The following is a 924-nucleotide window of genomic DNA, read 5'->3' on the forward strand; positions in this document are numbered from 1 at the left end:
TGCCGCCCGACGATCATGTCCATTCAAATTTTAAATGGACAGGTGTACATGACGGACGAAGTCGAGGTTGTCCAGGATGTGGTGCAGCCGACACGGCGCCGGCGGCATAGCAAGGAATTCAAGGAGACGGTCATTCGGGCGGCAATGCAGCCGAATGTGTCGATTGCGGCCGTGGCACTGCATTACCGGTTGAACGCCAACCTGCTGCGTAGCTGGGTTGCGGCGCGGGAGGAACGCGATGCCGCTGAAGCGGCCCGACAGGAATTGAATGTCTCGTCGCCGGAATTTGTGCCGCTGCAGATGCAGAATGGTGTTGCAGCGGCGACGCACATCGAGATCGAGGTACGCAGGGGCGCGACGGCGATCACGGTGCGCTGGCCACTGTCGGCCGCGAGCGACTGCGCAACGTGGCTGCAGGGGTGGTTGCGTTGATTCGCATCGATGCCATCTGGCTCGCGACGGAGCCGGTCGACATGCGCGCCGGTGTCGATACGCTGCTCGCACGCGTGGTCAAGGTGTTCGGGTCAGTGAGGCCCCATCATGCCTACCTGTTTGCCAATCGGCACTCGACTCGAATGAAGGTGCTGGTCTACGATGGCCTGGGCATATGGCTTGCCGCACGGCGGCTGAACAAGGGGCGCTTCGTCTGGACGAACGGCGAGCAGGCGGTGAGCGTGGGGCTGAGCCCTGAACAGCTTCAGGCTCTGGTGATGGGACTGCCGTGGCGCACTCTCGCGCCGGATCACGCGATCACGGTGGTTTGAGCCCCGTAAGTACGTAAACTGTTTCCCTTGCTGCATCGCGCGCCGCTCTGGCAGACTGGTCGCCATGGACATACCCGCCGATCTCGACGCCCTCAGTACCGAACAGATACGCGAACTGAACGTGAAGCTGATGGCCGAGATCGCCGAGAAAGAAAGAGAG

At 61.8% G+C, this 924-nt stretch carries 2 protein-coding genes; both read left to right on the forward strand.

The window, feature by feature from the left end; genetic code table 11:
• A partial coding sequence (locus AB3X94_RS41735; RefSeq protein WP_368594406.1) for a transposase occupies positions 1 to 432 on the forward strand: 432 nt, incomplete at its 5' end.
• On the forward strand, positions 429 to 764 hold the full coding sequence (gene tnpB / locus AB3X94_RS41740; RefSeq protein WP_136624689.1) for an IS66 family insertion sequence element accessory protein TnpB: 336 nt from the start codon (positions 429 to 431) through the stop codon (positions 762 to 764). The genes AB3X94_RS41735 and tnpB, both read left to right, overlap by 4 nt.
• Positions 765 to 924: the final 160 nt, after the last annotated feature.

This window comes from Paraburkholderia sp. BR10923 (assembly GCF_040948765.1).
GTDB lineage: Bacteria > Pseudomonadota > Gammaproteobacteria > Burkholderiales > Burkholderiaceae > Paraburkholderia > Paraburkholderia youngii.